13 protein-coding genes are annotated in these 24,869 nt (G+C 58.0%); 12 read left to right on the top strand and 1 reads right to left on the bottom strand.

Annotated elements, in window-relative coordinates:
- The first annotated feature begins 990 nt into the window (after window positions 1-990).
- The 11 genes from BM374_RS33345 to BM374_RS33295 all read left to right on the top strand — a co-directional run bounded on the left by BM374_RS33345 (window position 991) and on the right by BM374_RS33295 (window position 16,361).
- Window positions 991-1,308 carry a hypothetical protein gene (locus tag BM374_RS33345; RefSeq protein WP_092302595.1) on the top strand — a complete coding sequence of 106 codons (318 nt, stop codon included), beginning with the start codon at window positions 991-993 and terminating at the stop codon, window positions 1,306-1,308.
- The gene (locus BM374_RS33340) at window positions 1,308-2,648 is read left to right on the top strand and encodes an NtaA/DmoA family FMN-dependent monooxygenase (protein WP_092302593.1); all 1,341 of its coding nucleotides are present in this window, start codon (window positions 1,308-1,310) and stop codon (window positions 2,646-2,648) included. Before BM374_RS33345 ends, BM374_RS33340 begins: the two co-directional genes overlap by 1 nt.
- A gap of 43 nt (window positions 2,649-2,691) precedes the next feature.
- The gene (locus BM374_RS33335; protein ID WP_244552787.1) at window positions 2,692-4,380 is read left to right on the top strand and encodes an ABC transporter substrate-binding protein; all 1,689 of its coding nucleotides are present in this window, start codon (window positions 2,692-2,694) and stop codon (window positions 4,378-4,380) included.
- A gap of 4 nt (window positions 4,381-4,384) precedes the next feature.
- Window positions 4,385-5,332 carry an ABC transporter permease gene (locus BM374_RS33330; protein WP_244552786.1) on the top strand — a complete coding sequence of 316 codons (948 nt, stop codon included), beginning with the start codon at window positions 4,385-4,387 and terminating at the stop codon, window positions 5,330-5,332.
- Window positions 5,329-6,192: an ABC transporter permease gene (locus tag BM374_RS33325; RefSeq protein ID WP_092302588.1), complete on the top strand. Its 864-nt coding sequence runs from the start codon at window positions 5,329-5,331 to the stop codon at window positions 6,190-6,192. Before BM374_RS33330 ends, BM374_RS33325 begins: the two co-directional genes overlap by 4 nt.
- Window positions 6,193-7,920 carry a dipeptide ABC transporter ATP-binding protein gene (locus tag BM374_RS33320; protein ID WP_092302586.1) on the top strand — a complete coding sequence of 576 codons (1,728 nt, stop codon included), beginning with the start codon at window positions 6,193-6,195 and terminating at the stop codon, window positions 7,918-7,920.
- Between the two features lie 881 nt (window positions 7,921-8,801).
- Window positions 8,802-10,277 (top strand): pentapeptide repeat-containing protein, encoded by a 1,476-nt coding sequence (locus tag BM374_RS33315; RefSeq protein WP_092302584.1) that lies wholly within the window; start codon window positions 8,802-8,804, stop codon window positions 10,275-10,277.
- A 203-nt stretch (window positions 10,278-10,480) separates the two neighbouring features.
- A complete protein-coding gene (locus BM374_RS33310; RefSeq protein WP_092302582.1) occupies window positions 10,481-11,362 on the top strand; it encodes a pantoate--beta-alanine ligase in 882 nt (293 codons plus the stop codon).
- Window positions 11,363-11,671: 309 nt separating this feature from the next.
- A complete protein-coding gene (locus BM374_RS33305; RefSeq protein WP_177248712.1) occupies window positions 11,672-12,919 on the top strand; it encodes a cytochrome P450 in 1,248 nt (415 codons plus the stop codon).
- A gap of 277 nt (window positions 12,920-13,196) precedes the next feature.
- Window positions 13,197-13,550 (top strand): hypothetical protein, encoded by a 354-nt coding sequence (locus tag BM374_RS33300; protein WP_092302580.1) that lies wholly within the window; start codon window positions 13,197-13,199, stop codon window positions 13,548-13,550.
- Window positions 13,551-14,114: 564 nt separating this feature from the next.
- Window positions 14,115-16,361: a T3SS effector XopP-like protein gene (locus BM374_RS33295; RefSeq protein WP_092302578.1), complete on the top strand. Its 2,247-nt coding sequence runs from the start codon at window positions 14,115-14,117 to the stop codon at window positions 16,359-16,361.
- A 1,907-nt stretch (window positions 16,362-18,268) separates the two neighbouring features.
- Here BM374_RS33295 and BM374_RS33285 read toward each other — a convergent pair.
- A complete protein-coding gene (locus BM374_RS33285; protein ID WP_177248711.1) occupies window positions 18,269-19,585 on the bottom strand; it encodes an MFS transporter in 1,317 nt (438 codons plus the stop codon).
- A gap of 1,667 nt (window positions 19,586-21,252) precedes the next feature.
- Between BM374_RS33285 and BM374_RS33270 the strand changes: the two genes are divergently transcribed.
- Window positions 21,253-23,376, top strand: coding sequence for a prolyl oligopeptidase family serine peptidase (locus BM374_RS33270; protein WP_092302570.1), 2,124 nt, complete (start codon window positions 21,253-21,255; stop codon window positions 23,374-23,376).
- Window positions 23,377-24,869: the final 1,493 nt, after the last annotated feature.

The raw sequence follows: 24,869 nt of genomic DNA, 5'->3' as shown, positions 1-24,869 counted from the left end.
GCTCTGTCGGCTCGCTTTCTACAGGTTGATCGCCGCTTGGCGCCGTGGCCGCCACAAACATTCTCGTTACGTCTCGACACACGCCGGATGCCGGGCTGGATGGCTCTTGCCAATTTGCTCTGTTGAAGAGGCGGGTTCGGCTTGCGCCCAAGCATTCGATCCCGGGACCGCATCAGCAATCCGTTTCAGGCGGCTGGGGGGACGATCGCTGACATTGGGGTGCCCGCAGCTACATGCGTCGTGCCCAACGGTGCTCGTTTTGCAGGCGCAGACCAATCCACTGACTGTATTGCGAGGCAGGCACGCTTTCGCGTTTCATCGGTGTATCACTGGCGCCTCGGCGCCCGGCTAATATCACTACCGCTTCCGTTCCCGACTATGAAGTCTCGTCACCACCTCCTCGAAGTTGCACTTCTTAACGTGCACGCAGAGATCCGGATAACTGCTCCGCTCCGCGACCTACATAGTCGCCGGACAAATGATGGCCGAGCCCTTTCCAATCAGCCAGGCCTTGTCTTGCAACGAGCATCGCGTATTTTGAGTGTTTCATCGCATTATTAGATAGTTTCCGAGCGCAAGCTTGCTGGCTGCGCTTATTTGCCAAAGTCAGCAACTAAGCTGCTGATCAACATTGTCGCGCCGAATGTCTGATGTGTTCTCGAATGCATCAATTTATGTCACTCGGGTTCGGGGCCATCCTGCAAATTGAAGCCGGTGCGATCGTCGGCGTCGGTGTCATCCGTGAGCCTGATCGGCGGCCAGCCTCTTGAAAGAAGAGGATAGAGACATCGCGAGAGAAGAGGATGCCAAGTGAGGAGAGTAGATTGGAATACTCAACTATTGCGTTTGGCTGCTTTCAACCTCTACACATCCTTAAGTGACCCGCGCTCGCATCGGCGGCGGAGTCCAGGCGTTTGTGATCGCGAAGAGGCGTCCAAAACGCCTTCCAGAGAAAGTGGCGGGCATCTTGATGAGCTGTGCAGGGCAAATATGAAGGCACCCGTTTTGAAACAGCTCAGCGTTGGAATCGAGTTGAACGCGCCCTTGCGCCAGTGGGCATGCGTCATGGTCGAAGGCCTCCTGCGCCTCGAGCGCTGCGAGAAGGTGCCAAGAGGTAGCCAGAATGTCTTTGGTGATATCCCTCTCACACCAACGAGTGCCTTGTTGTTAGTTTCCTCAATATGGCTGTTCACGGGCATTCAGGGCGGACTTTCGAGAAGGGGCAGGATGGTCGCCGAGACCGCTGGCGATGGTCGGATTGCCAAGACGTATCGAGCGGCTAAGACGCCGCTGCATTCGGAGGTGTGATGTCTTCGGTCAACCCTATGCTCCATATCGGCTTAAATCTTCATGGTGCTGGCGGTCACTCTGCCGCGTGGCGCTGGCCGGGCACAAATCCAAGCGCGTTTTTTGATATCGAGCACTACGTCAGGGCTGCGAAGCTTGCGGAGCACGGTCTGCTGGATGCCGTATTCCTCGCCGATACCCCCGCGATAAATTCCGACATTACGCACCAGCCGCCGCTCAATGGGCTCGAACCTACGCTGGTTCTCACTGTGATTGCCCGCGAAACGGAGCGGATTGGGTTGATCGCCACCGCATCGACAACCTACAATGAGCCATACAATCTTGCCCGGCGTTTCCAATCGCTAGATGTCATCAGCGGTGGCCGCGTCGCGTGGAACGCGGTCACGACGTCGAGCCCGGCGACGGTGGCGAACTTTGGCGGTCAAGAGGTCGCACGAGCGGATCGCTACCGACGCGCCGAGGACTTTGTTGAAACCGTCCGTGCTCTCTGGCTGAGCTGGAGTGGCGAGATGATCATCGCCGACCAGGCGGGGGGAGTTTACGCAGATCAGAGTCAATTCCGGCTGCTCGACCCTGATACGAATAGTTTTGGCATCCGAGGCCCACTTACCCATCCCGCTTCGCCTCAAGGTCGTCCAGTCATCGTTCAAGCGGGCGGTTCGGATCCCGGATTACGGCTTGGTGCCCGCAGTGCAGATGTCGTGTTTGCGGCAGCCGGAGACTTGACAGCGGCGCTGCAGGAGGCCGAGCGCCTGCGTGCTCTCTCTCATCAATTCGGCCGCCCTGCGGCGCCGCTCATCCTCCCAGGTCTAGTCACCTGCATCGGCGGAACCGAAGAAGAGGCGGCTCGTCGCAAAGAGCAACTTGACGAGTTGCTCGATCTGGAGCGCGCCACCGCCGCTCTTGCACGAAGCATGGGCGTGGCGGTCGAGAAGCTCAACCTCGAAAGGCCCATCCCGGAAGAGGTTTTGCCCGATGCAGATAACGTTCCGTTTTCTGTGGGTCACCATCGCACGATTGAAACTCTGGCGCGTCAAGGCCGGACGGTTCGCGAGATCATCAGCAGCGTTCAAGCTTTTGGCCACCGCTTGGTCGTGGGCGCGCCCGAGCAGATCGCCCGGTCGATTGAGGCTTGGTTCCGCGCTGGCGCGGTCGATGGTTTCAACATCATTCCGGACGTACTGGCCGACGGCACTGCGGCCTTCGTCGACCATGTCGTGCCCCTCCTCCAGAAGCGCGGTCTGTTTCGCACAGAGTATCGGGGAGAGACATTGCGCGAGCATTTGGGAATTCCCCTTCACGTCGAACCGGCAAGAACGGCGAGTAGGTCAGCCGTCTGACGCTGACTTTTCCCGTCCGCATTCATTGCCCTGGAGCTTGGACATGTCTTTATCGAATACGCAATCATCGAGGCGTTTCACTCGCCAGTCGAACCATCGCGGAAGAAAAGTGGCGGCTGGCCTGTTCGTGCTCCAAAGCCTGTCACAGTTCGCGCCGAGTGGCCATGCACAGGAGGCGCCGGCCGGCAACGTCAAGCCAGGAGGCGTTATCCGTTACGGGCATTTTCAAGAGCCGCCGTGCCTGTTCGGAGGGTGGGTGCAGCAATGGTATCTGCAACGCCAGTACAGCGACAATCTGGTTGCCCGCAGCGAGGATGGCAAGTTTGTGCCATGGTTGGCCGAGTCATGGACAATCTCGGACGACAAAAAGGTATACACATTCGAGATAAAGCCGAATGTGAAGTTCACGGATGGGACTCCTCTCGATGCGCAGGCCGTCGCTGACAATATCACCGGATGGCTCAGCAACGACCCCGATCTTCGTAATCCGACTGCCGCTCCTTATCTTAGCGATAGCTTCGAATCGGCAAGGGCAATCGCTCCTCTGAGGTTACAGGTAATCTTGAAAGTGCCATTCCAACCCTTGCTAAACGTGCTCGCCCAATCCTCACAAGGCATTCTCTCGCCATCCGCGCTCAAACGTGGACTTGCGGTGAATTGCGAGAACCCTGTCGGCTCAGGCCCATTCATTGTCGACAAGTGGCGTCATGGGCGGGAAGTCACCTTCCGCCGCAATCCTGACTACAATTCGGCGCCGGCCACCGCGAAACATCAAGGACCGGCTTACGTTGACGGGATCAGCTGGAAGTTTCTGCCAGATCAGACTGTCCGATACGGCTCGCTGATCACGGGGGAGACCGATGCCATATACGATATCCCGGCCATCGCATGGAAGGACGCCAACTCCCGTTTTGCAGTATTGCGGCACCTGACCGGCGGCACCCCTCTGCGCCTGGCGTTGTATACGGCCCGGCCCCCATTTGACGACGTGCTCGTCCGCAAGGCCTTGGCCTATTCTACTGACCGAAAGGCCGCGGTCGACACATCCTTCCTTGGCTCTTTACCATTTGAAGGCAACGGTGCGCTAAGTCAGAGCTCGCCGGAATACCTGCATGAGCTCGGGCGCTCCTATGCGTACGATATTCGGAAAGCCAATCAGCTCCTTGATCAGGCGGGTTGGACTGAGCGTAATTCTAACGGCGTTCGTATCAAGAACGGCAACCCGCTCATCGTGCGCATTTCCTATTCGAACGCTTTTCTGAAGCCAGATGGCGAGCAAGCCTTGCAAGTTATCCAGCAGCAGGCAAGGGCGGCCGGTTTTGACGTACGTCTTCAGCCCACCAATCCGGCTGATTTCTTCGCCGGAAAAAACCTGGGGCCCGATGATTATGAGGTCGTTCTCCTCTATTGGGTTGCCCCCGGCGCTGAAATATTCCGGATCTCGTGGAAGCCCGATCAGAATGGCGAGTCCAATCGCTTCAATCCCTCACGGTACCAGGACCTGATGCTTTGGGACGTCATTCAAAAAGCGGAGCAGGATTTCAATGGGGCTGACCGTACCGCCCTTTATCAGCAGGCGGAACGGAAGATCGTGGATGACGCTCCTGTGATTGGGCTCACGGTGCTGGACGTAACTTTGGCGATCAAGCCGAACCTGAAAGACGTTTGGCTGGACCGCGGGTCAGTTGGCGAACCTGTCTTCTACGACGCTCATTTTGACGACAAGAAATGACGCCGTGAAGACTCATCCCATTGTTTGGTTCGCGCGCCGGATACTGTCCGGAGTGGCCGTGGTGTGGGCTGCCGCAACGTTTGCGTTCGTAACTCAGTGTGTGTTGCCTGGGGATCGCGCCCAGATCATCATCAATGTGACGAGTGGCAACGTCGGGCCGGCGTCTTCAGCAGAAATTGCGGCGATCAATGCGAAATACGGCTTTGATCAACCGCTCGCGGTTCAGTACGGCAAGTACATATTGCGAATCCTGCATGGGGATCTTGGCGAATCGTACCAGCAGCATCGGCCTGTCGCAGGGATCATCGCAGAACAGATTGGCCCCACGATTATTCTGGCGATCGCCGCGCTACTGATCGCATGGATCATCGCAATCCTGACAACCTTGTTTATCGCCGGCAGGGACAACATTTGGTCGAAGCTGCTCAATGACACGCAAGTCGTTTTGGCAACCGTGCCACCTTACTGGCTAGCCACAATTCTGCTGGTTGTATTTGCGGTAAAGCTGCGCATTTTTCCGGTCATCGGTGGAAATTCGCCGATCGGGCTCGTTCTGCCGACACTTGCGTTGGCTCTTGAACTGTCGGGGTTTTTCGGACAAGTCGTTCAGAACGAGTTCACGCGCGTGCTCGAGCAGCCGTTCGTTACGTCCGCGCGCGCCCGAGGTATGAGTGATTTCGGCGTCAGGCTTCGCCATGTCCTCCGCCACGCCGCATTGCCCGGCATTACTTTATCAGGTTGGGCGCTCGGCAAACTTCTTTCGGGCGCGATTTTGATCGAGGTGGTTTTCGCCCGTCAAGGCCTAGGTGGAGTCCTTGTCGCTGCAACGTCCTCGCGAGATGTTCCGATTGTCTCGGGAGCTGTTTTGATCTCTGCAGGCCTATTCGTGGTGGTCAGTGTGATTGTCGATCTGGCTTACCGGGTGGTCGATCCGAGGATCAACTTGACATGAGCATGTCTGCCGAAGTCACCGTGTCTCGGCCGCTCAAAGAAGTCCTGGCAATCGTCCGCCATGTTCCCTTCCGAGTTGCCGTCTGTCTCATCATCATTGGCCTCTTTGCCCTCGCGGCTAAGGCGCCAAAGGTGCTGCAGACGCACGATCCGCTTGCTATTGATTTGAGATCGTCATTGCAGTCTCCGTCGATCGCCCATTGGTTCGGAACTGATCAATTGGGCCGGGATCTTTACTCTCGAGTAGTCGAGGGGGCAGGCCAATCCCTGGCCATCGGACTTGGCGCGACGGGGCTGAGCATGTCCATTGCGATCGTTTTCGGCGCCGCCGCCGCACTTTCTGGTGGTGTATTCGACAGCATCCTCAGTCGGATTGTCGACGTGCTCTTCGCAATTCCAACGCTCTTGCTCGCCCTCGTGTTTGTGAGCGTTTTTGGGCCATCGGTATTGACTGAAGTCATAGCTGTCGGGATCGGCACAGCGCCAGGCTATGCGCGCATGATCAGAGGCCAGATGCTTTCCATCAAGGGGGCAGGGTATGTGGAGGCCGCCAAGGTGCTGGGCCATCCATTTCCCCGTATCGTCTGGAGGCATATTCTTCCCAACGCCATGAACCCGCTGACAGCAATGATGACGATCGGCGTGGGTCAGGCGATTATCTGGGCATCCGGTCTTGCCTTTCTGGGTCTTGGCGTCGCTCCCCCGGCCCCTGAATGGGGCGCGCTGCTCAATGCCGGGCGCAATTATGTGATCTACGCCTGGTGGCTGGAGATCATACCCGGTCTGGCAGTGACGACGTTTGCCGTCAGCCTCACCATTGTCGGGCGCCATCTACAGGACCGTCTGGAAGGAAAAGGGTGAATGTTGCAGCTTCGTCCCAAGCCTGTCTCGCAGCAGGCAGACCTCCTCACCGTCGATTCGCTGCGTGTTTCCTTCGGGCGCGCTATCGACGAGAAAGCGGTTGTGCGCAGTATGTCCTTCTCCCTCCGACCGGGACGGTGTCTTGCGATCGTCGGTGAATCCGGCTCGGGCAAGAGCGTGACCGCGCGGGCTCTCATAGGCCTCGCTGGTCGCAACGCCAATGTTCATGCACGCCAGCTAAGCTTGGACGGGACGGACCTGATAGGTCTTAGCGATCGTGCCTGGCGGCGCATCCGCGGCAACGAGATTGGCTTTGTATTACAGGATGCACTCGTCTCGCTTGACCCGCTTCGCCGGATCGGCAAAGAGATTGGCGAAGGCTTGCTCCTCCACCGCGCGGTATCATCACGCGAGGAGCTCACGCAGCGCGTCATTGCTCTCCTTAAGCTCGTCGGTGTCCCTGAACCCGAAACCAAGGCCGAGCAGCTGCCGCATCAATTATCCGGCGGCCAGCGTCAACGGGCTCTCATCGCTTCGGCACTTGCACTCGATCCGCGCATCATAATCGCCGACGAACCGACGACCGCGCTCGACGTCACGGCGCAAGCTCATGTGCTGTCACTCCTTGAGGAGACCAAAACGAGGGGCAAGGGTCTGATCCTGATCAGTCATGATCTGGCCGTGGTCTCCCGCGTGGCGGATGAGATCCTCGTCATGCGAGGAGGCGAGGTCGTCGAACGCGGCAACGCCGTCCAAATATTCAAAGATCCGGGGCACCCCTATACTAAGCAGCTGCTGGACGCCGTGCCATCAGGCCGGCCGCGCGGCTCACGCCTCTCACCATCGACCGTCATGCGTTCTCCTGCTCGGCGGCAAACGCAGCCAGCCGTGCAACCGCTGGCGAAATCTCGTTCCATCCTGCTCGAAGCGGCAAGTCTGGTGAAGCGCTTCGAGGGCCCGGATGGCACTTTACGGGCGGCTGTGAACGGCGTCTCCTTCGAACTGAGATCCGGCGAAACTTTGGGAATCGTGGGTGAGTCCGGATCAGGAAAGTCAACGATGGCGCGCATGGTCCTGGCGCTCGAGCAGCCTGACGAGGGAGCCGTTCAGTTTGCAGGCCAGCCTTGGACGACGCTCGCCGAACGCGAACGGCGGGCCCGGCGGCGGTCGATATCGATCATTTACCAGGATCCTCTTAGCTCGTTTGATCCACGTTGGACGGTCGAACGCATCATATCCGACAGCCTTTCGAGCGGCGTTGAGACACCGCGCAAGCGGCAGGAGCGCGTTATCGAGCTGCTCGACATGGTCGGACTACCCGAGGCCTTATTGGGCCGGCGGCCGCTCGAGCTCTCGGGCGGTCAGCGCCAGCGCGTTGCGATCGCTCGTGCGATCGGACCAAATCCTGCCGTCATCGTCTGCGATGAACCGGTTTCGGCGCTTGACGTCTCGATCCAGGCCCAGGTCTTGGACCTGCTCGGCTATCTGAAGGACCACCTCGGCGTAAGTTATCTCTTTATCTCGCATGATCTCAGTGTCGTTCGCCACATCAGCGATCGCGTCATCGTTATGCGCCGGGGGAGAGTCGTCGATAGTGGCGCCACTGAAGAGATATTTCGCAATCCGCAGTCTGAATATACCAAGAGCCTTATCACCGCCATGCCGCGTCTGGTGCGTGACCACCAGATAGGTCATTCAGCTACGATCCCCGAAGAAGGCATCGCATGAATGCCTTCGAATTCGATCCTTTATCTGGAAATCATCTATCTCCGGTGGCGGGGGCATTGGCCTTTGCGCACCACAGTCGGCCACGACTGCGCGCTCGCTCATCGCTCAACCAGGACAGTCTGTGGTACGACTTCCCACCGGATAGACCGGCCGCGCGCGGAGCAGGGCTAGCCGAGTTCGAACAGTCGCTAACCATGAGGTCGGCGATCCGCAAATGTCGGATTGCAAGTCATCGATTGCGTGCCCGCAAGGACGGGCGGCCCTTGTGCTTCTGCAAACGAGCTTGCAATCTTCGCTTTCACGAGAGCCTGGCATTCATGGTGCGGTCCCTGACAACGACAGCGGGTTTGTCAGGTTCAAACCATTCGGCGTCAATATCGATTTCATGACGCCTGTTCAGCCCTTAATTGCGACTGATGCGGCTGGCACGGTCATTGCTATCGGAAGGTAACGCCGAGTAGGGGCTCGACTTCAGCCCGCGAACGATCACTCTTCCGCCTGGACGCCAAGGGCCCATTCTGAATGAGAAGCAAGACCCTGAAATTTTCGTAACCGGTTTGAAGGAGCGCGATTTGGATTTGCTTATAAGCGCCTACCAGACAAGCCGCAATGACTGGATATATCGGCACTGCCAAACGAACGTTGCGTTGTCAGCGTTGGCGGGCTCGGTGAACAATCTCAGCGAGCGACGGTGCGGGGCATGACTGGAATTCGGCCGACGTGCTCGAACGCGCAGGCTGCGGAGGTCACCGACACAACATGCACCTCGTCGTCTCGCCATTTCGCCGACGAGTTCGCCATAGGCCACATAGCGTACCGCCAAGGCGGAGCAAAAAGGGGTCAATAACAGGCCCCTGTAATCTGGGCAACACGGAATCGTCATGTCGCAAACGATCGGCGCTGATAGCGAGTGCACCGCGAATGGAGAGCACTGGTCAGATCCGAAACCCAATTCTTCATCAGATGGCGACTTTGTTCGGTACTGGAGCCGAGCTGCTGATCGGGTGCGCGCGGTGGCCGCTGTCGGGAGGCGGACCGAAGAGGCGATCAGAAGGACCGGGATTGGCTTGCAGCTAACCTCCGAGAATTTTAACGGTCATGACCTGTCAGATTTCTCGTTAAGGCGCTGTACCCTCAATCGTGCGCAGCTCTACGGTGCAAAGTTGGATCGGGCAGACCTTTCTGGGGCGAACCTTATCTGTCCGGGGCTAGAGAGGGCAAGCTTCCGAGGGGCCAAGCTCGATTTTGCGTATATGCATGCGCTTGCAGCGCAGGTTTGCAACTTCGATGATGCCAGCCTACGCAATGTAATTGATGCTACAGGCAGCCTGTTTCACGGTTGCAGCATGAAAAGGACCCGCTTTGATAACGCCATGCTCAGCGGGCTTCTCGCGTACCAATGCGACGCGAGTGATGCTGTATTCGATGGCGCGGAGCTACAGGGTTCGACCATCAATGAATGTTTCCTTCCTTCCGCATCCTTCCGCTTTGCCAAGCTGAGCCAACTCACGATCACGAAAGCACATCTGGCGTCCTGCTCGTTCTTCCAGTCAAAGGGGAATTGTTTGTCGATTGTGCGTCCCACGTCGGTCGATGGTCTTGTCCTGGAAGGCGCTCATCTTCCCTATCTGAGACTCTCCAACGTAAGCGGCCGCATTGCCGCGAGAGGCATGAGCGCACCATTTGCTGATATTCACCTGTCAAGTCGTCCAAATGCGGAGCTTGAACAGGCAGACCTGACCGAGGCGCGGCTTTTGTCCGTAAGCTTGTCCAACGCAAATCTGCTCGGTGCCGTGCTCAACGGTGCATCCATGCATTCCTGCCAGCTCGACGGAGTGGATCTGTCCCTGGCATCAGGCGAATGCATTTCGATAACAGAAAGCACAATGCGAGCCGCCAATTTATCGGGTTTTCGTGGCCGCTGTGCCTTTCTGCGCGACTGTGATCTCGAACGCGCAGACCTATCCAATGCTTATCTCTACAGGTCGATGATCACCGGTGATCCCCCGCAATCAATGGCACTGGATGAGGCAAATCTCGAAGGATCGAATCTTGTTCAGGCCTATCTTGCCGCAGGAATGACGAGAACCAATCTGGAGGCAACGCGGGCCGCCTACGCTCGCATGAACCAATCGTCCCTGCGCGAGGCGAACCTGAGTGGGATGTCGCCGTTCCAGGCCAGCTTCGTAAAGGTGGACTTTTCAGGCGCTAAGATAACCACATTCGAGCCTCCGTTCTTTGCAGACCGATGTCCGGGCCTGCAGGCCGCTTTGAAGGGGGATCAGCCACGCGAGCCATCAAGCTATCTAACTGAATTCTCATCGTTGATCAGACGAGGTCGAGAAGGGTCCACGTGACGGCTTCGGAGACTGCAAAATAGAGGAATGCAGTGTCGGAGAGCTTAGGACAGGTCTGGGCGGTCGTCCGAGCTGTGAGCGAGTGCTAAAGCGCTATGGGCTCGTTGGCATTCACGGCCGGGACGAGAGGCAGGGCAGACCTTCAGCGCGATCCGACCGATCAGATCGCCTGTTTAGGCGCTCAAAGAGACTGGAGTAGGAAAATGCATCTGGCATGTCTTTCCGCAGGTAAAGCGTTCATCCGGGAGGTGGCGAGAACAGGGCAGACTATCGGGACGGTACATACTCTCGGCGCCCTGCATCTTGGGCATGCAGAACTGATCAGAAGGGCGGCATCGGAGAATGACGTCGCGATCGTCACAGTCTACCCGAACAAGATCCAGCTTAGACCAGGTGGGAGCTACGATTTCAATTTGGACGAGGATATTGGACTTGCATTGCGTTCGGGAGCAACTGCCGTGATCTCCTCCAACGACACTGAAATGTTCCCGCCTGGCTATCGTACCTTTGTATCGCAAGGCGACTGTCAGTTGCGCTTAGGAGGGCGCGATGCGTATTTGAAGGAAGCCGTTACCGGGGCAGTCCGCTGGATCTGCTATGCAAAGCCAACTCGCAGCTACTTCGGCCTGAAAGATATCGGTCAGGCGATCCTGGTGAAGCGCGCCGTCGCAGACCTCCTTCTGGATTGCGAGATAAGGTTTGTGCCGACCGTGAGATACAAGAACGGAGTGCCCATTTCGTCGCGTTTGAGGCGATTTAACCGTTCCGAGCTTGATGAGCTGTCGTGCCTTTTTACTGCACTCAACCATTCGAGGAAGGAGATCGCGCAAGGGGTATCTAGGGTGAAAGATCTGGTCGCGTCGGCCACATCTCAGATCGAGTTCCGACACTTTAAACTTGATTGTGTTCGAATCGTCGGCACAGACAACTTCGAAGACCTGGAGCAAGTCAAGCTCCCTTTCATAATTTTTGCAGCGGCAACGGCTCATGGTCTCAGGGTCTTCGATAGCATCTACGTTCCAGATCAGGAAACTCTCGTGAAGGGTCCTTCGGATATCTGGATCGATCTGCCCGAACAGTCCTAGCCAGACGACTATTCATCCATGACCTTGAGAAAGCTATCGGCTCCGGCGGTACCTCAAGGTGCAGGCTACCTATGAAGGCGCATTCGGCTTGATGTTGCCTCACTCTAACCAGCGCTGAGAACTCTCACTGATCCATTGAGTAGATCGACTTGGAAAGTCAATGCGATCCTGACTGTCCGACGTGGTAGGGCGAGGCTAGCTGCACTGTGAGGTAGCCTGGTCGAGCGGCCCGTCGCAGCCAAGCGCTGCGGCAGCTTGAAGCGATGAATCGCGCCACACCTTAAACTCTCGAGAGCAGACTCTGCAGAGATGATCATGACATGGCGGTCGGAAGATTATAGGGCGGAGGATTCGTGTGTTATCCCGCTCAGCAAGCTGGATGTAAGCGAGGGCAAGCGCTTTCAAGACGACAGCATTTGGGCTTGCTTTGAGCGGTTGCGAAAGGAAGATCCGGTTCACTACTGTCAAGACAGCGCGCACGGTCCATATTGGTCCGTAACGAAATACCGGGATATCGTAGCAGTAGACACAAACCACAAAGCGTTCTCGTCAGAAGAGGGTGTCACGATTGTCGACGTGCCTGGCGAGCACTGGACCCCGAGTTTCATCAAGATGGGTCCTCCCAAGCACGCCGAGCAGCGCAATACCGTGAGCCCGATCGTCGGACCGGAAAGCTTGACGAAGCTCGAAGGCCTAATCCGGTCTCGGGTCAGGGCAATTCTCGCGGGCTTGCCGCGCAATGAGGCCTTCAACTGGGTGGACATGGTGTCCATAGAGTTGACGACGCAAATGCTCGCCACGCTGTTCGACTTTCCATTTGAGGATCGGCGACTGCTGACCTATTGGTCGGACGTAGCTGTTACAGCTCCGAAAGCGGGTCATGCGATCGACAGCTGGGACAAGCGAAGCACCATCTTATCCGAGTGCCTGGACTATTTCACGCAGCTTTGGAACGAGCGCATCAAAGCCGAACCGCGCCTCGACTTAATCTCCTTGATGGCGCATTCGCCTGCCACGCGCCAGATGGAGCCGAGTGAGTTTCTTGGAAATCTGATTCTGTTGATTGTTGGGGGCAATGACACCACGCGCAACTCAATTACCGGCGGCCTACTGTTCATGAATCAGTACCCCTCCGAGCTGCGAAAGCTAATTGAGAATCCCGAGCTGGTCTCGGGCGCGGTGTCCGAGATTATTCGGTACCAGACGCCAATTGCACATATGCGCCGTACCGCCGCGATCGACAGCATCGTAGGCGGAAAACAGATCAGGAAAGGCGACAAGGTCGTCATGTGGTACATCTCCGGTAACAGGGACGAAGAGATCATTGAGAACGCCAACCAATTCGTGATCGATCGCAAAAATGTGAGGCAGCATCTCTCGTTCGGATTCGGCATCCATCGCTGTCTTGGTCGACATCTTGCGCAACTGCAATTGAGAGTCCTCTGGGAAGAGATTTTGTCTGCGGAATTGTGGTTCGAGGTTGTCGGCGAACCCGAGCGGATTGCGTCCAACTTCGTGCACGGCTATTCCGCTCTTCCCGTGCGGATTACAGCCTAGCTCCTGATTGCTCTACTCACACAGGGGCGGCGGAGCGGGCTGTCCTGAATTATTTTTGGCTTGTGCAAGCAAGCAGATTGGGTGATTCACGCGAACCCGTGCTGCATGTCGGACGCTATTACCGACTGGCAGACGCTTTAAGGACTGCGAGAAGCGACAGGTGAGTCGCGCGCGCTCTTCGACTCGCAAGCGCCTGGCATCCCGAAAAATTGAACCTCAACTGCTACTCCGATGCAGGTCTCTGGGCTGCCTTGAATAGCCGAAATCATGGAGGCCGATGACCTTGATATTAAAAATTGTAGCTATGGCAGCCATTCTTCTTGGAGAAGCGCTTTCGATATGCGCCGAGTTGATTGCCTCACGGCAATTCGGAAAGACCGGTGGCGATCTGACGATGCTTTGGCCGATGTTTCTCCTGGTATGCTTGGGTGGCATCCTGCTCGTTTTCGGATACGCGCTGGGCTACATGCATCTGAAGAATATCTGGATCATTGTCGCGATATCGGTGGGAGCTATCCTGGTCGTGGAGCCAATACTCACGGTTCTGCTCTTCAGAGACGTGCCGACGGCCGGTTCGCTGATTGGGTTGGTTCTCGGTGCGTTTGGTGTGCTCGCTGCGATATTTCTATAAGGGTGAGCTTTGCGGGTGTGTGGATGGGCGCCGGGTTCGGCGAAATGTAGCTTCAAAGGCAGTTGCGCAACGTCGATTCTACGTTCGGAGGGGAAAAATATCGTTGCCGATCACCGTCTCGTCATGATCGGTGTATGGCCGCTAGCTTGGCAGGCTCTCCAGTCGAAGTGCCTTTGTCGGTAGCGGGACGCATGCAAGGGCCTATGGTTCCACTGATCGCGCGCCATTTCTGAGTGACCAGAATCCCCGTTCAGGGGAGCGTTCTCCTGTTTGCTCTCTTTAGACTCGGGATGACTTGGCCCAAAGTTCGCGCGGACAGAACCACCGGTAAACGGCATGGGACTTTTAGATGCCAAGGTACTTCGGCCGCGATCACGTTTCAGCTGATTATACGCAACTGACCGAGTGACCGGCATCTCTCTCTTCACCAACACAGGAGCTGCGATAGAACCCAAGCCGATATCGGCCTTCTTGCGTATCCAAGAACGCTCTTGGTCAGCTACTCGTCAGCCAGGCGGTCTATCCAGACAGGCTGCGCATTATCGACTTTATCGGAGATAAAATATGACGGGCATTGGCCGAGCTGGCACATCGCAGGTTGGCGCTGCAGGAGCCGACAGTACCGAGCAATGGAGCCGTTCGAGCCCGGAACCTGGCCTCTTCCTCGCGGAACGCAGTCAATCTTTCGATGCCGTCATTGAGCGGATGCGCTCCGGATCTCAAGATACAGCTGCTGCGCTCGCGAACCCGCCACCAACTTCTGGCGTGGCGGCGCCAACGCGTGACGAGATCAAGGCAGCAAAGCGAAAGTTAAGCAACCTGTTTGAGGAGCTTGAAAGGTCTCGTCGAGAGGCCAAGCACGCCCAGAACTTGCCAGAGGCGCAAGAGCTGATCGATCAAGTGGTCAAAGCAGGCGCAACAATTCTGGAGTACTACGCGAGTCTGCCCCTCGATCTGGCCCGTCGCATTCTGCCTGACGATCGGGCTCGCCGGCTGCGGGATGACACGCTGGACGCCGGCGACGAATGTAACGCCGTGGCCACCAGGATTATCTATCCCATGGAGGCGGATAGAAGGAAAGCGTCACGCGTGCTCGATAACATCAAACACAGCGCCACGCCCGCTCAACGGAGCCAGATGTTTGCAAGCGTGGCGAACCACTATGTGGCTTGCATGAAGTGGTGGGGAAAGAAGGCATTGCGCTTGGAGTGGATGCAGTCGGTCTGCGCGGCGACTGCCGACCTCCCAAGCAGCACGCCTGAGATGCGCAAGGCCGAAGAGGCCGGACTACGACATCAGACCGGCTGGGCGCTCAACACGAAGTGCATGTTTCTGCAATCGCGGGTCGCTCTCGCACAGCTCTTGATTGACGAGCGAGCGAGCACGCTCGACGCAGATGTGCGCAACGCCCTCATGGACGAAAATGGGCGCGTGCGTCTGCTCGGGACCTTCATCGGCGATGTTTTTCCGGCGTTCAATTCGACCAGCGAGGCCGTTCTGAAAAGCGACGGGGCGCCGCTGGACGCTGAGCACCGCGCCGTTCTGGAAGGAGTCATGGAGCGGCTTTCGGAATTTGGATCAGGGGTGAGCTCCATGGTTGCAACGGTGAGGGAAGCCGGAACGGGAGCTGACCTTCCGTTACAGTTGCTGGACGAGATCGTGGAAGGTGCCTGGCTTACGGCGAACGAGGTCATGCGCCTGCTGGCGGTGCAGCCGAAGACGCCAGTCACGATTGAACCGCCGCCTTGGGCTGCGCTACCGGAAAATAACGCCGTGGTGGGCGAAGGCAGTCCGGCCCGTAGGAAGGGCAAAGGAAGGCGCGCAGCCGCCGCAGGCGAGGGGAGTTCGACGGCCCGCCCACCAGAGCCGCAACTCGCCAAGCCCGATGCCGCGCCGGCACCGGCAGGCAAGGTTATCGTGCTCTCCGATCTCGGTACCAAGAAACTCGCGTCCGCGGAGGAGGCACGCGCGATGGCGTCAGCCTCCGCGACCGCGCACCTCCAGATGTGGCAGGCTCCGCCGTCCAGAGAGGCATTGGCGGGGTTGCTTGAGCGACTGGATGAACTGCTGCAGTTTAGTGTGCCGGCTCAGCAAAGCGCCGTCTCGCAAGCGCGCCAGATGAGGCCAGAAGACGCCGACCACGTCTTAAATCTCGTCAATGATCGCTTGCAGACGCAGGTCGCCGAGATCAAGGCCTGTGTAACCGCGCTGGAGGAGCCTCGCCGACGTGGCCTGATCCCGGCTTTGCAAGTGCCAGAAGTCCACAAAAAAATAGTCCGCCTCAAGAGGATGTGGACCGAGGCGCAGGGACAGGTCAACCTTTTGGAGGCGCCAAAGGCAGAAATCATGATGGATTGCATGAAGACCTATGCGTTTCCATCACAAAGGTACCTTGAGCGGTTGCGAGCGGCAGGGGAACTGGAGTCAGTGGATCGACCGCGCGCGTTGAAAGGAGAGCCAGGGAAGCTGTTCGAGATCAAGCTGCAGCCCAAGGCGCTGGGCAGTGGTGCGACGGCAAGCCCGATGTGGGTGCACATCCATACCAAGTGGCCGGTACATACCTGGCAATTGGCAACGCTCGGCGATCGTGAATTCGCCGCGTGCCACGTGAAGTCCGACGAACAGCGCGGATACAATCGGCAGTGGCAGAACGCTCGAGCCGCCGAGGGCCACGAGAACGTTGTGATCCACCGCGGCAAGCTGACGACTGCGTTCTGCAGATCCTTGTTGAGCACCGCGGCGGGCCAGTCGTGGCAGCCTCTTCCCGATCCGGCGCACGTTTCAGCGCAGATGGCGCGACTGGGGATCTAGTGAGCTGCTGTCCTGCACTGAGCCATTCGGTGGCAGCGTCCATGCTTTGGGATCGGCTCGGCAAAGTGCCTCAGCAACACCCAGCCCTTTTCAGGCTCCACCTCGCAAAAGGATGGAGCCTGGAAGAGAACACGCCTCCGGGAGGCTTGCCAGGCGTCGATCCCGGAGGATTGTCGTCATCCCACAGGCAAGCTGAATTCCGCGGTGTGGCGAGTGGGGGCTCGGGCGAGAAGCGAGGCCCCTAAGTGCATGCAGACGGAAAAACATGTCCGCGACGATCCACTCGGACATAACAATGCTTTCGTCTGTATGCCCGCGGAAAACTGGCGCGCAAGCCCTCAGCGGAGCTTCGGCGGATCGCGGAGGGGTCGGTGCCACGGGAGGTGAGCATTACGGTCGCTTTGACGAATCGGAACGGGTGATGCACAACAACGCGGCCTGTTTGCTACTCTTGCATAAGGCTACGACGGCCCCAGCATCAGCCTCCTTGGCCCCCAAAAGATGCTGGGGCTCGTCGTCATTCCTCGAGCGTCTCAAGCCGAGTGGCGTTGGAGCTGCCTCGCTTCAACTGCAATGGCCCCGAGGGGCTCAGGCGGTTCAGTCAGCTGGTTGCTTGCAGCGTCGAGCTCCTCCAGTGATCAGGTCGAGACTCTTCTCTGGATCAAGATGCTCTTCTGCCAGAACCCTGAGCTGTCGATAAGCTGACTAGTCTCATCGGTTACCGGCCTTTGCAGCTGTGCTGGCGCGGAGAGGAGTCTGGCCATAATGCCGTCATCGACACTGTCGCGTCTTCAATCTTCGGCCGGGTTGTCTGACGGGATCGGCAAAAGGCTGCGCCCCGAAACCATATGCGACCATGGCAAATTCTGGCGAATGCAGTCCCGTTACGGCGCCAGCATGTCGCCGGGGCCGGCTCCGCCAAAGCCTCGGCTTGTGGCATGCGGGCCGCCGAACACTGGTGCAGCGATCTTCGCACTCCTCAGACACGGTGATGAGCAGTGCGTCCAAGAGTGAAGCAAGCATGTTCGGGACTAGAAGGCCGGCTAAGGTCTCGCTCGCACGCTGCAAGTCAGATTCAACAAATGCTGTACTGGAGTGCTCCGAGACATGCATCGGTCACTCCGAGACGTCCAGCGTTCAATGCGAAGCAGTTGCAGGTTCCGAGCGGCCTAACATTGAGCCATACGGTGAGGTCAAAACTTATCTATTCCGTAGATAGATCTAATCAACAAAATCAATTTTACCGCATCAGGCGTCGTCATATAGACCTCCTCGAGTACGGTTGGGGCTAACCGATGGAAGCGATTCTCGAATGAAAATGTCTGTATTAGTGACAGCGAGTGCCTATGCGCTTGCAACGGCGACGGTGCCTCCTTTTGCTACAACAGTTGCCGCGCAACCGATCGCTGTCAGCGTGCAGGTCGCCGATACCGCGTATCCTGAGTGCGCGGACGACCCGTTGGATGGTATCTGCGACCTGTTTTTTTGTTTGGCCGATCCCTCGTGCGCACGGCACTGAGAACGGAGAACAAGCCAAGCAGATAATGAGGATTGAGCCTCGTGCGGCCGCTTGCTCCGACAGCGGCCGCGTCCTCATGCCGTCGGTAAAAGGCAGATGGTGCAGGCGGCGTCACCTGTTCTCGTAAGATGATCAAAGTGATCGCTCACGCTCAGCCAATCGCTGATTACGGCCATCGCGCAATTGCCGGATCGGCGAAGGTGGGGTAAACAGGGACGTCGCAGACGCTGTGTTTCGACGCGAGCCCCTGCTTGATCTGAAACTGGTCAAGTTCTCAAGATAATTGCATTCATGCTACGCCATACCGTCTTTGTTCGACGTTTTGCATTTCGAGCTCACGGAAAACATCTTAACTTGTTCGGCTATGCCCAGGGCAGCGATCCTAGCATTACCTTCGTCGATGGTTGGGCGTGAGTGGCGCCGTCTCGGGCATCATGAGCATGGCAAGAAGCCCGGCCGTGCCAGCGAAAAGCATGTACCAGGCAGGCACGAGTGCGCTCCCCGTAAGGTGGATCAGCCAGGTGACAATCGCTTGAGCTGTGCCTCCGAAAACCGCGATCGCCAACGCATAGGTCGTCGCGAAGGCGCGACCACGAATGTTCCTGGGCAACGCTTCGGCCATGCTCACGTAGAAGGCGCTGTACGGAATGGTTCCGATCAGGGTGAGGGCGCCAAGACCTCCTATAAGTGCGAAGGCGCTGCGGCTCTCTGCAATCCATAAGAATACCGGATAGGTCATAAGCAACGCGATGACTTGCGGCCATATCATGATACGACGGCGGCCTGCGCAGTCGGCGAGCACGCCGCCAAGCAGCGCTGCAGCAATTCCGGCCGTATTGCTGATGAGCGTGGTACCAAAGGCGACCGGCGCCGAAACGTGGAGAGTGTTGATCGCGTAGGTGGTCATATATCCGGTCACATAAGTACTGATCGTGCAGCTGGCCAAGATGACAAATCCCAAGCTCATGATGCGGCGATCGGAATCCGATTGCCTCCCAGGCTGGGTGACCAGAACGTTCGCTTCAGACCGGTGCAACGTTTCGGGCAGGACGCTCCGCAACCAAAATCCAAACGGTAACGTAGCTGCGCCCAGCAATAGCGCGATCCGCCATCCGTACGCATTGAGAGCTTCGGTTGTCATCGTGAGCGAGAGTATTTCTCCAGCCAACGCTCCGGCCGTCGCAGCTATCTGTTGGCTCGCCGGCTGAAAGGAGACTGCAAGACCGCGGGCGTCAGCGGGGGCCGCTTCCATCAAGTAGGCGGTCGTCGGCCCCACTTCACCTCCGAGCGCAAAGCCTTGCAGCAAGCGTGCGAAGACGACCAGTGACGGAGCGGCAACTCCTATTGTCTCGTAAGATGGCGTCATAGCCAACAACAGGACGGCGACGCTCATCATGGTAAAGCTGGCGGTCATCGCGGGCCGGCGGCCGGCCCGATCCGAATACGAGCCGAGTACGATGGCCCCGATCGGTCTAGTCAGAAAACCTGTGCCGAAGGTTGCGAGTGACAGCATCAGGCTAGCGAACGAGTCGGTTGCCGGGAAAAACGCTTGGCCGATCTGTATCGCGAAGAAGCTGTAGGTCCCGAAATCGTAGAATTCGAGAATGTTGCCGATCGTTGCGCCCAACAAGGCGTGGCTCGTCAAGCGTTGGTGTGCGGGATCGAGAACGGGCTCCAGCCTCTCTCGAGTAGATTGCCTTGACATGCTCGACCTAATCTGAAGCGCGATCCCTGATCCAAAATTTTCGCCAGGCAGGTCGCACTGTTGCATTGCACGGCCCGAACTCGGCCATTGCGCCAGGCAACATGGAGGCGAAGCACGTCAGGACGAAGCTCAGCGTAACGTCTGCAATAAAAATGCCGGTCCCGTTGCCACCATTTAGCCCTTGATCTGAGCGCTCGCCTGCCGGCAAAGACAAATATGCGAACCTGCTGCATTAGCACGCAGGATCGGAGGACTGGCGGACGACGCCGAATGCCCATTATACACGGCCAGCGTTGCACCTTTAGCCTTGCGCGGGATGATCGCCTCGGCTGCTTTGCGTCTGATCGATCCCCGTGCTGCGGCGGGCCAGCGAGGCGGAGACTTGCCAGCGCGCTCAGACGGGCCATGCCGCCAAACCTGCGCTCGACGTCGGTTGGGGTTCGCGCAAATTGGGCAGCGAAACCGGTGACAGTTGAGCGCACTCGGAAGCGGCGTAGTCTTTGCCGGTGCGAACCGACACAGTCTGGGCGGGCGCGGAGGTATTCTTAAGGAGATGGCAGCAAAGGTCGCGTAGCCGCAACCGACCCGTCGCAAGTGGCGCAGTCGCTTGTTTTGTAGCAGTGGGACTGCACAAGCGCATTTATTGGATGGGAGTCCTGTCAATTGGCTCCACCAGATCTGGGCGTTTTGCAAGCAGTACCTCCACCGTAGGCTCACGGTAGATCGCATGCACATGGGCGTGTGCAGCCAGCTTCGAAACCCGGAAAAAGGGCGCATGACGAACATCAATCTTGACTTCCAATCTGTTACGGATGCGCGCGTACAGAGCACCGTCGCCGATCAAAACACGAAATGGAGAGCGCTGGCCCGGAGACGTCGAGGTTCCCAGATGAGACGAGGAATGAAGCCGAAGGCGCGGATGGTCATAGCAATAAGGCGGGCGCTCGCCATGTACGATCTCGACCGGTGCTGCGCAATCTGGTGGCTCTATAGTCTCCATTTCGGATTCACGGGCGACGTGAGGTTGGGGCTCGCCGCGATCACGGTCACCCAGGAGAGATCCCGCTGCGGAATTTAGAGATCGTGGCGTCGAGCGCGTGCCGGCTCGGCCGCCGAACCTGCCGCAGGTTACGCGTTTGGCTGGCGGACAAAAGCGTTGCCGAACGCCAATCGCTTCAAGTCTCCCCCAGCCAACAGGCCGCAAATCACATCGAGTACCGGCGGCCTGCGCGGGGCGCGGATGGTGCTGGCCAACGCGATCAGCAGGCCGCGAAGATCGGACTTGTGCTCGCACTTCACACCTAAAGTCGAAACTGTCGACGGATGATGCTGCCCACAGCCGATTTGTGAGTGGCCGACCGGTGGCGCAGGCGATCGTCGAGGATTTACGTACTGCTACGATGCGCAAGGCGGCGGCTGCGCAACATGCCGCTCTTGCTAAGAACCGATTGTCAGGTTTGAGGCGGACGTCCAAAAGGCGACACTTACATGGGTTGGAAGCGACTGGAGAAACGTCAATTTTCAAGCGGCACGCTGCTTGCAGCATCGAAAGCCAGCGGACCCAGTTCCCGCATACCCGCTCTTTGAAGCCGAGTATGCATCTTCCGAATGCTTCCACTCACTTTGCAAGACGCCCAAGTCCGGCTGGCTAACTTCAGGACACTCCCATGAAAAATTCGTTCTTTCTCGCAGCGTCGCTATCCATGAGCTGTTTGATGGCCGCGGGATTGTCCCAAGCGCTAGCGCCTGCGAGCTGGGCTGAGGATCCTTTTCTTTGGCTTGAGGAAATCGAAGGGCCGCGCGCATTGGCTTGGGCTCACACCGAGAACGACAAGACACTCAGTGCGCTCCAATCCGATCCACGTTACCAGCGCTTCTACGGGGAAGCGCTCCACGTTCTTCAGGCCAAGGACCGGATTCCGTACGTCTCATTGGGACGGCGCGGCCTCGACAATTTCTGGCAGGACGAGAACCAGGTGCGCGGCGTCTTGCGGCGTACGACGCTTGAAAGCTATCGAACCGAAAGCCCTCGATGGGAGACCATCCTCGACGTGGACGCTCTCGCTAACGCGGACAAGAAGAACTGGGTTCTTAAAGGGGTGAGCTGCCTTCCGCCCGAAGAGCGCCTATGCTTGGTGAAGCTGTCCGAGGGCGGAAAGGACGCTGTGTTCGTCCGGGAATTCGACTCAGTTGCCAAAACCTTCGTGACGAACGGCTTCGAACTTCCTGAGGGAAAACAGCAGGTCACTTGGGTCAACAGCGACACGGTCTTAATTGCACGAGATTGGGGCGAAGGGACCATGTCGCAAGCCGGTTACCCTTTCGTTGTGAAGGAGCTCAAGCGCGCTCAGTCGCTCGCGGAAGCGCGCGAGGTCTTCCGTGGCGAGCCGACCGATGTCGGGGCCAGTCCATTCGTGCTGCGCGACAGTGAAGGCAGGATCCATGCGACCGGTGCCGTACGCGGCATCAGTTCGTTCGAGCATGAGTATGTGCTCTTTGGGCCCGAGCCGATTAAGCTCAATCTGCCAAAGAAGGCAGCCATCAGCGGCATCGCCAGCGGTCGCCTGCTGGTGACGCTCAACGAAGACTGGATGCCGCCGTCCGGACAAACCCTCTTCTCAGCCGGCTCGATAGTCTCGTATGACCTGGCCGAATGGAAGCAGGATCCGCTGCGCGCCAGACCCACGCTCGTTTTCAAGCCCGGGCCTCGACAAGCGCTCGGCGGATTCACCGCCACAAAAAACTTGTTGATCCTAACGATTCTCGACAATGTTCAGAGTAGGGCGTTCGTCTACAAGTACCATCAGGGCTCCTGGCAGGCCACGCCGATCCCGCTTCCAGAGAATGCGAGTGTCGATCTGGCTGCGGCATCGCACGAAACGGACGAGGCGATGTTCGCCGTCTCCAGCTTTCTTAGCCCGACGATGCTCTGGTACTTCGACGCTGCAACCGAACGCCTTGAGACATTGAAGGCGACACCTCCTAGGTTCGACGCCTCGAGACTTGTCGTGGAACAGTTCGAGGCAATCTCGCGCGATGGCACTCGCATTCCTTACTTTCTGCTACGGCCCAAAAGCGCAAGGTTTGACGGATCAACTCCAACGCTTCTCTATGGCTATGGTGGGTTTCAGACTCCGCTCATCCCCTCTTACGTGGGCCTCACGGGACGACTCTGGCTCGAGCAGGGCAACGCGTATGTTGTCGCGAACCTGCGTGGCGGGGGTGAGTTCGGGCCACAATGGCACCAGGCTGCCCAAGGAGCAACGAAGCAGCGCACATGGGATGATTTTATCGCCGTCGCGGAGGACTTGATCCGGCGCAAAATCACTTCTCCCCGCCGGCTGGGCGTAATCGGCGGCAGCCAAGGAGGCCTGCTGGTAGGGACCGCAATCACCCAACGACCCGAGCTCTTCAATGCGGCCATCATACAGGTTCCGCTGTTCGACATGGTTCGGTTCACCAAGCTGGGCGCCGGAGCCTCCTGGATTGGCGAGTATGGCGATCCCACCATTCCCGAACAGCGCAAGTGGCTCGAGGCCTACTCGCCCTATCAGAAGTTGGTGCCAGGCAAGACCTACCCGACCCCCTTCATTCTAACCTCCACCAAGGACGATCGCGTGCATCCAGCGCATGGCCGCAAGGCAGCGGCGAAGCTCGCTGCATTAGGCCAACCGTACCTCTACTATGAGAATACCGACGGGGGGCATAGCGCCGCCGCCAACCTCATTGAACAGGCACGCCGGATCTCTTTGGAATATACTTATGCTTCCCGGCGGCTTGTCGATGAGTGATGTCGAGGACGACGATCTACTTCAATGATGACGCTCGGCAGAGGTTATCGGCAGCGGTGTCGCAAGCTCGCCCTTGCCCGTTCTCCGCAGACTATGGTATCTCAATGGGGATGAATCCGAGCGATCAGCTACGTTCTCGGTCTCGCCTATCAGTCCGGGTAGGTCACTCAAGGCCGATTTACCCACGAGGCATTCCGTGTGAACAGCCCTCAGGGGCAAAGCCGGTGCGTTAGCCTCTTGATTCCGAGGCTAACCTCAGTGCGGATACGGATAGGGAGCGCGTTTCTCATCAAGTCCCCTCCGTTGCAGGCGCCAAGTCGCATCGCCGCCGCTTTCCATCTATCGCGGACCGGCGTTATGTCGCTCCTCGTGCGATGATGTATTCTCTGTCGCATCACAGACCTTACAATTTAAGTCCGCAATCATCATCGGGGCTCGCTTTTCGTCAATCCGCAGTATTCCAGATTGAAGGCTTGCTTGGAATTCCACACATGCACTCCGACAATCGACCGATACACGGAGTACGACGAACATAGCAGTACAATATGCACGGCAGAGGGACGGGCAGGCGCAAAGCACCGAATTGGCGTCACAGCGAAAGCGGCGCTCTAACGGTGGAGTATCGACGATGGTATGTCCGCAACCGGCAATGTCTCCCTGATCAGCAGCCTGAACCCTCCGGGTGACCCTCAAGTCGTGACGATGACAGAGTGAGAGCATGTCTGAGTGGTTGCAGGAATTTCCGTGCAGATTGAGCGGGTATTGATAGCCCACGCGGACCATTGACCGACCGCGCAAGGGCCGGTCAGCTTCCAGTAAGCTATCACAGATACAGAGCTTTTTGGGGCTAACGGGATGTGACAGGGACAGCGCTATTGCTGCAGGCCGATCAGCGCCGAGTCACCTTTCCGCTAGTCTCAACGGCAGTGCGGATGTGGTAGGGACTAATTGGCCTGGTTTCAGCCCCCGGGTCCGTTAGCACCGAGCCGCGCCCGCACTGTTTTACAATCTCGCTCCGACCAATCCCGGCGGCTATCTCGACAAGCTTCGCAGTACTCTGGCGAAGGTCGGTACACCACATGAAAAGGTGAGCGCCACGTACTTTCATTTCTGCCGCGAGGCGCGCAGTGGCGTTGGAGACTACATGCCGCCACCAGAGCCGCCTGAATCGTGAGTTGGTGTCGCGCGGCGATCAGGATGGAAGGCAGCGTCAATCAAGGTGAGAGAGTTTCGCTGGGCTCGTGACGGAGGGAGGGCGTAGCCCGACCGGAGTTACGAGCCCAGCGTCGGCGCGATCCCGAGGAGGACCGCGCCGACTGGTGATCGCGGCCGGCGGGGTTATGCAAGTGGTTCTTCCGCCAAGAGGAATCACTCGCTTGCCCGGCCGACACATCACAGATCACCAGATGAGGCTCTACATGAAGTACCGTCAGACCGATAGCCCGCCAGTGGCGGCGGCCAAGGCGTCATTCAGTGCGTCGACCGCCTATCGG

This window comes from Bradyrhizobium sp. Ghvi (assembly GCF_900115265.1).
Taxonomy (GTDB): Bacteria; Pseudomonadota; Alphaproteobacteria; order Rhizobiales; family Xanthobacteraceae; genus Bradyrhizobium.
This window is presented reverse-complemented; position numbering and strand designations above follow the sequence as displayed.

Excerpts from the sequence above, each read along its gene's own strand:
- BM374_RS33345 (WP_092302595.1), top strand. The coding sequence starts at position 991 with ATGAAGGCACCCGTTTTGAAACAGCTCAGCGTTGGAATCGAGTTGAAC.
- BM374_RS33340 (WP_092302593.1), top strand. The coding sequence starts at position 1,308 with ATGTCTTCGGTCAACCCTATGCTCCATATCGGCTTAAATCTTCATGGT.
- BM374_RS33335 (WP_244552787.1), top strand. The coding sequence starts at position 2,692 with ATGTCTTTATCGAATACGCAATCATCGAGGCGTTTCACTCGCCAGTCG.
- BM374_RS33325 (WP_092302588.1), top strand. The coding sequence starts at position 5,329 with ATGAGCATGTCTGCCGAAGTCACCGTGTCTCGGCCGCTCAAAGAAGTC.
- BM374_RS33320 (WP_092302586.1), top strand. The coding sequence starts at position 6,193 with ATGTTGCAGCTTCGTCCCAAGCCTGTCTCGCAGCAGGCAGACCTCCTC.
- BM374_RS33315 (WP_092302584.1), top strand. The coding sequence starts at position 8,802 with ATGTCGCAAACGATCGGCGCTGATAGCGAGTGCACCGCGAATGGAGAG.
- BM374_RS33310 (WP_092302582.1), top strand. The coding sequence starts at position 10,481 with ATGCATCTGGCATGTCTTTCCGCAGGTAAAGCGTTCATCCGGGAGGTG.
- BM374_RS33305 (WP_177248712.1), top strand. The coding sequence starts at position 11,672 with ATGATCATGACATGGCGGTCGGAAGATTATAGGGCGGAGGATTCGTGT.
- BM374_RS33300 (WP_092302580.1), top strand. The coding sequence starts at position 13,197 with ATGACCTTGATATTAAAAATTGTAGCTATGGCAGCCATTCTTCTTGGA.
- BM374_RS33295 (WP_092302578.1), top strand. The coding sequence starts at position 14,115 with ATGACGGGCATTGGCCGAGCTGGCACATCGCAGGTTGGCGCTGCAGGA.
- BM374_RS33285 (WP_177248711.1), bottom strand. The coding sequence starts at position 19,585 with ATGTCAAGGCAATCTACTCGAGAGAGGCTGGAGCCCGTTCTCGATCCC.
- BM374_RS33270 (WP_092302570.1), top strand. The coding sequence starts at position 21,253 with ATGAAAAATTCGTTCTTTCTCGCAGCGTCGCTATCCATGAGCTGTTTG.